4 protein-coding genes are annotated in these 5,297 nt (G+C 52.4%); all 4 read left to right on the top strand.

Annotated features, from left to right (window positions below):
• Nucleotides 1-325: 325 nt before the first annotated feature.
• Nucleotides 326-1,765 carry a YfcC family protein gene (locus ACQKE4_RS19955; protein ID WP_305501668.1) on the top strand — a complete coding sequence of 480 codons (1,440 nt, stop codon included), beginning with the start codon at nucleotides 326-328 and terminating at the stop codon, nucleotides 1,763-1,765.
• Nucleotides 1,766-1,868: 103 nt separating this feature from the next.
• On the top strand, nucleotides 1,869-3,125 hold the full coding sequence (gene arcA, locus ACQKE4_RS19950; RefSeq protein ID WP_427389966.1) for an arginine deiminase: 1,257 nt from the start codon (nucleotides 1,869-1,871) through the stop codon (nucleotides 3,123-3,125).
• An 11-nt stretch (nucleotides 3,126-3,136) separates the two neighbouring features.
• A complete protein-coding gene (locus ACQKE4_RS19945; RefSeq protein ID WP_379687627.1) occupies nucleotides 3,137-4,147 on the top strand; it encodes an ornithine carbamoyltransferase in 1,011 nt (336 codons plus the stop codon).
• Nucleotides 4,148-4,159: 12 nt separating this feature from the next.
• Nucleotides 4,160-5,089 carry a carbamate kinase gene (gene arcC, locus ACQKE4_RS19940; protein WP_305501665.1) on the top strand — a complete coding sequence of 310 codons (930 nt, stop codon included), beginning with the start codon at nucleotides 4,160-4,162 and terminating at the stop codon, nucleotides 5,087-5,089.
• The last annotated feature ends 208 nt before the right edge of the window (nucleotides 5,090-5,297 follow it).

Here is a 5,297-nt window from a genome sequence, read left to right as displayed (position 1 = left end):
CGCTCCAGAAAGAGTTCGCGGCGGGTCTTTCGCTTCTTGTTCTGGTACTCGGCTTCGGAGAAGGTGATTTGATCCATGGCAGCACTGAATCCTATGCAGTTGACGGTAGCCGTATTATCGCTGATGGCAGTGACTTTTTCAGAGTCTCCTTAGATCTGTTTTAATTATTTTTTATTTTTTTGATGCTTGTCAGTTTTTTATTTAAATGTTGGCCTATAGTTAGCGTCATGGAAGGTTAAGTGCTGGTGGTTATATGCCGTAATAAGTGCCTGTTATTTAGCCTGCAAAAATGCATGGCATGGTGATTTATTAGAGGTGGAGAGCAATGGATAACGCACAAACGAGTGATAATAAAGAAGTAAAACGCTTTCGTTTTCCCACGGCTTTTACCATTTTATTTAGTCTGACTATCCTTGCTGCGGTGATGACGTGGTTCGTTCCGGCGGGTCAGTATGAGCGGGAGTTTGACGAATCGTTGGGGCGAGAAGTTACCGTGGTGGGCAGCTATCAAGAAGTAGCGCCTAATCCACAAAATGCCTGGGATGTGTTGATGGCCCCAATAGCAGGGCTTTATGACCCTGCGACCAATGTGGCCAACGCAATCGATGTGGCGCTTTTTGTACTGATTATTGGCGGTTTTATTGGTGTTGTGACGGCGACCGGGGCGATTGATGCCGGTATTGGGCGAGCCATGAAACGCATGGTAGGGCATGAGAAATGGATAATTCCATTGCTAATGGGGCTATTCGCCCTCGGTGGCTCTACCTATGGAATGGCCGAGGAGACGCTGGCCTTCTACATGCTGTTAATTCCCATCATCATTGCCGCTGGCTATGACTCGGTAACGGCCGTTGCCATCATCCTGCTAGGGGCAGGTGTGGGGGTGTTGGGTTCAACAGTCAATGCCTTCGCGACGGTCATCGCTTCCGATGCTGCTGGTATCCCTTTCACCGAAGGTCTTGTTCTGAGGCTGGTGATTCTTGCGCTTTGTTTCGTGGCGACGGTTCTATATGTGATGCGCTATGCAGCCCGTGTTCGCCGCAGTCACGATGCTTCCATTGTCAGTGATCAGTACGAGGCGGATCGCGAGTATTTTCTGAGCCAGCGCGACGCGGAAACGTTGCCGTTTACCCGCACCCGTAAGCTAGTACTCATTCTGTTCGCGTGCACCTTCATCATTATGGTGTGGGGTGTATTGGCAGCCGATTGGTGGATGGGCGAAATGACGGCACTCTTTCTGGCATCCAGCCTAGTGGTCGGCGTTGTTTCCCGGTTGGGTGAGGTGCGCTTTGTTGACTCCTTTGTAGGCGGCGCCAAGGAGCTATTAGGCGTGGCGCTAATTATCGGCCTGGCCAGAGGGATCGTTGTCATTATGGATGCCGGCCTTGTCACCGACACGCTACTGCATTGGTCTGAAGAGCGGGTGAGTGGTCTTTCCAGCGTCGCCTTTATAAACGTGATGTATTGGTTACAGGTGATGATGTCGTTTTTTGTCCCCTCTTCATCAGGGTTAGCGGTGATGAGTATGCCTGTTCTAGCCCCGATGGCGGACTTCGCTGGGGTGGGGCGAGATCTGGTGGTGACCGCTTATCAATCGGCGAACGGATTAGTGAACCTAATCAACCCGACCTTTGCCGTGGTCATGGGGGCGTTGGCAATTGGGCGTGTGCCCTATGAGCGCTGGCTGCGATTCATGTGGCCGCTGCTGTTGATCCTGACGGTGATCATTCTTGCCTGCCTGAGTCTGGCAGCTCTTATAGGCTGAGATTCGTCGGCAGCACTTCAACTTTGTGTTGGTCGTGGCCACAAGCCGCTAAGCCAATGATGAAACGATACGTGCCTACTGGCATGCGACAAGGAGAAACGCAATGTCTACCAATGCCTCAACGCTTGGCGTTCATTCCGAAGCAGGCAAATTACGTAAGGTAATGGTCTGCTCGCCAGGGTTGGCCCATCAGCGTCTAACGCCGAGTAATTGTGATGATTTACTGTTCGACGACGTACTGTGGGTAAGCCAAGCTAAGCGTGATCACTTCGATTTTGTGACCAAAATGCGCGAGCGTGGCGTGGAAGTGCTGGAAATGCACAACCTGTTGACGGACACCCTCAAAATTCCTGAGGCGCGCAGTTGGCTCCTGGATCGCAAGATTACTGCCAATCAAGTGGGGGTAGGGCTACAGGATGAAGTGCGTGCTTGGCTTGATGAGATGGAGCCGCGCCGACTCGCTGAGTTTCTTATTGGCGGGGTGTCAGCCAATGATATGGCGGGGTCTCAGGGAGGTGAAATCCTCAAAATGTTTCGTGATTACCTGGGCCATTCAAGCTTTATTCTACCGCCACTACCGAATACTCAGTTCACCCGTGACACCACGTGCTGGATCTATGGCGGTGTGACATTGAACCCGATGCACTGGCAGGCTCGGCGCCAAGAAACGCTGCTTACCGCGGCGATCTACAAATTTCATCCCGAATTTGAAAAAGCCGACTTTCAGGTCTGGTACGGCGATCCTGATGTGGATCATGGCCTAGCGACTCTGGAAGGTGGAGACGTGATGCCGATAGGCAACGGCGTTGTGCTGATTGGAATGGGCGAACGCAGCTCTCGTCAGGCCATTGGCCAAGTGGCACAGGCGCTATTCTCTGCCGGTGCGGCCAAGCGAATCGTTGTAGCAGGCCTGCCAAAATCTCGCTCGGCGATGCATCTGGATACCGTATTCAGCTTTTGTGACCATGATCTGGTAACCATTTTTCCTGAAGTCGTGCGTAATATCGTCGCCTTCAGCCTCAGGCCAGATGAGAGTCGCCCAGGGAGGATCGATGTACGCCGAGAAGAAAACAGCTTCCTTGAGGTGGTCGCTGAGTCGCTCGGTTTGCCCGCCTTGCGCGTGGTTGAAACGGGCGGTGACAGTTTCGAATCAGAGCGTGAGCAGTGGGATGACGGTAACAATGTTGTGGCACTCGAGCCCGGTGTGGTGATCGGCTACGACCGCAATACGTCGACGAATACGCTGCTACGCAAAGCGGGCGTGGAAGTTATCACCATTAGCGCTAGCGAGCTTGGTCGCGGCCGTGGTGGTGGCCACTGCATGACCTGCCCGATCATTCGTGACCCCATTGACTACTGAGAGCGTTCACCATGGCATTTAATATTCATCACCGTAGCCTGCTTAGCCTCATGCATCATAGCGAGCGTGAGCTTTGCTATCTGCTCGACCTTGCCCGCGACCTCAAGCGCGCCAAATACTCCGGTACGGAGCAGCAACTTCTCAAGGGGCAGAATATTGCGTTGATCTTCGAGAAGACATCAACCCGTACCCGGTGTGCCTTCGAAGTGGCCGCATACGACCAAGGCGCCAATATTACCTTCATTGACCCAGGCTCCTCGCAAATTGGCCATAAAGAGAGCATGAAAGATACCGCTCGTGTGTTGGGCCGCATGTACGACGCTATTGAATATCGCGGCTTTAAACAGGAAGTTGTCGAAGAGCTGGCCAGCTATGCGGGCGTGCCGGTTTACAACGGTTTAACCGAGGAGTATCACCCGACACAAATGCTCGCCGACGTGATGACCATGCGGGAGCATACACAAAAGCCGTTACACCAGATCAGCTATGCCTATGTGGGCGATGCCCATAACAACATGGGCAAATCGCTACTATTAATTGGTGCCAAGCTTGGCATGGATGTACGCATCGCTGCTCCCAAAGCGTTGTGGCCTTCTCAAGAACACATCGATGCTTGCCAGCGTTTTGCGGAGGAAAGTGGTGCCACTATTACGTTGACCGAGGACCCAGAAGCGGCGGTTAAAGGTGTCGACTTTATCCACACGGACGTGTGGGTCTCGATGGGCGAGCCAGTAGAAGCCTGGGGGGAGCGAATTGAGCAGCTCCTCCCTTATCAGGTAAACAGCAGCCTGATGCAGTGTTCAGGTAATCCGCGCGTCAAATTCATGCACTGTTTACCAGCCTTCCACAATACGGAAACTAAAATCGGCAAGCAGGTGGCTGATCAATACCCGCACTTGGCTAATGGCATTGAAGTGACTGAGGAGGTCTTCGAGTCGCCGGCCTGTATTGCGTTTGAACAGGCGGAAAACCGCATGCACACCATCAAGGCGGTGCTTGTTGCCACCTTGGGCGGGGTCTGAGGAGAAATGTCGATGCGAATTGTCGTTGCACTGGGTGGAAATGCCTTACTACGTCGTGGAGAGCCGATGACAGCAGAGGCTCAGCGTGGAAATATTAGAATTGCCTGTGAACAAATTGCCAGGATTGCACCAGGTAATGAATTGGTAATCGCCCACGGCAACGGCCCGCAAGTTGGGTTGCTGGCACTGCAGGGGGCCGCTTACACGGATGTTAGTGCCTACCCACTGGATGTTCTAGGTGCAGAAACGGAAGGCATGATCGGTTATATGATTGAGCAGGAACTCGGCAACCTGCTGCCTGTTGAGGTTCCGCTGGCTACTTTATTAACACAAGTGGAAGTTGACCTTGATGACCCTGCGTTTCAGCACCCCAGCAAGCCGATAGGCCCGGTTTATACAGCGGAAGAGGCCGAACGCTTGGCTAAGGAAAAAGGCTGGAGCATTGCACCCGATGGGGACAAATTCCGTCGTGTAGTTGCCAGCCCGCGTCCCAACAGAATTTTCGAGATTCTCCCGGTAAAGTGGCTTCTCGAAAAAGGAACGATCGTCATTTGTGCTGGCGGGGGAGGGATTCCTACTGCCTACGACGAAAATAATAAACTCAATGGCGTAGAGGCAGTGATCGATAAGGATCTCTGTTCGGCCTTACTCGCTGAGCAGTTGCAGGCTGATTTGCTGATCATTGCGACGGATGTTGATGCTGCTTATATCGACTGGAATGGGCCAAACCACAAAGCGATCGCTAGTGCTCATCCGGACGTGCTGGATGACATGCAGTTTGCGGCGGGCTCCATGGGGCCAAAAATAGAGGCAGCATGCAGCTACAGCAGGAATACCGGTAAAGAAGCGGTTATTGGCGCACTGGCTGATATTGAAGAAATTCTTCAGGGAGCCGCCGGCACCCGTGTTAGCACCAACATACAGGGCATTAACTTCCGTTAGGTGCTTTTACTAGGAAGCTTTGTTAGAGAGCTTTGTTTGGCAGCCTTGCATTAGCTTTTGGTTTTAAAAGTAGTCTTGTAGTGGCTTCTTATGACAAATAATAAGTTGCTCATCTAGCCTGGATTTCTCATAGTACCTCAGCCAGTACCGCACTCAGGCTGTAACACCGCTAAACACCTACTGGCTCGACTTACATCGGCTACTTTTT

Origin of the sequence: Halomonas sp. NPDC076908 (genome assembly GCF_050269715.1) — a bacterium.
Lineage (GTDB): Bacteria > Pseudomonadota > Gammaproteobacteria > Pseudomonadales > Halomonadaceae > Vreelandella.
Note: the sequence above shows the minus strand (reverse complement) of the source record. Positions and strands in the feature narration are given on the sequence as shown.

What these genes read in the sequence shown, in the direction of transcription:
- ACQKE4_RS19955 (WP_305501668.1), top strand. Translation starts at nt 326, where the DNA reads ATGGATAACGCACAAACGAGTGATAATAAAGAAGTAAAACGCTTTCGT.
- arcA (WP_427389966.1), top strand. Translation starts at nt 1,869, where the DNA reads ATGTCTACCAATGCCTCAACGCTTGGCGTTCATTCCGAAGCAGGCAAA.
- ACQKE4_RS19945 (WP_379687627.1), top strand. Translation starts at nt 3,137, where the DNA reads ATGGCATTTAATATTCATCACCGTAGCCTGCTTAGCCTCATGCATCAT.
- arcC (WP_305501665.1), top strand. Translation starts at nt 4,160, where the DNA reads ATGCGAATTGTCGTTGCACTGGGTGGAAATGCCTTACTACGTCGTGGA.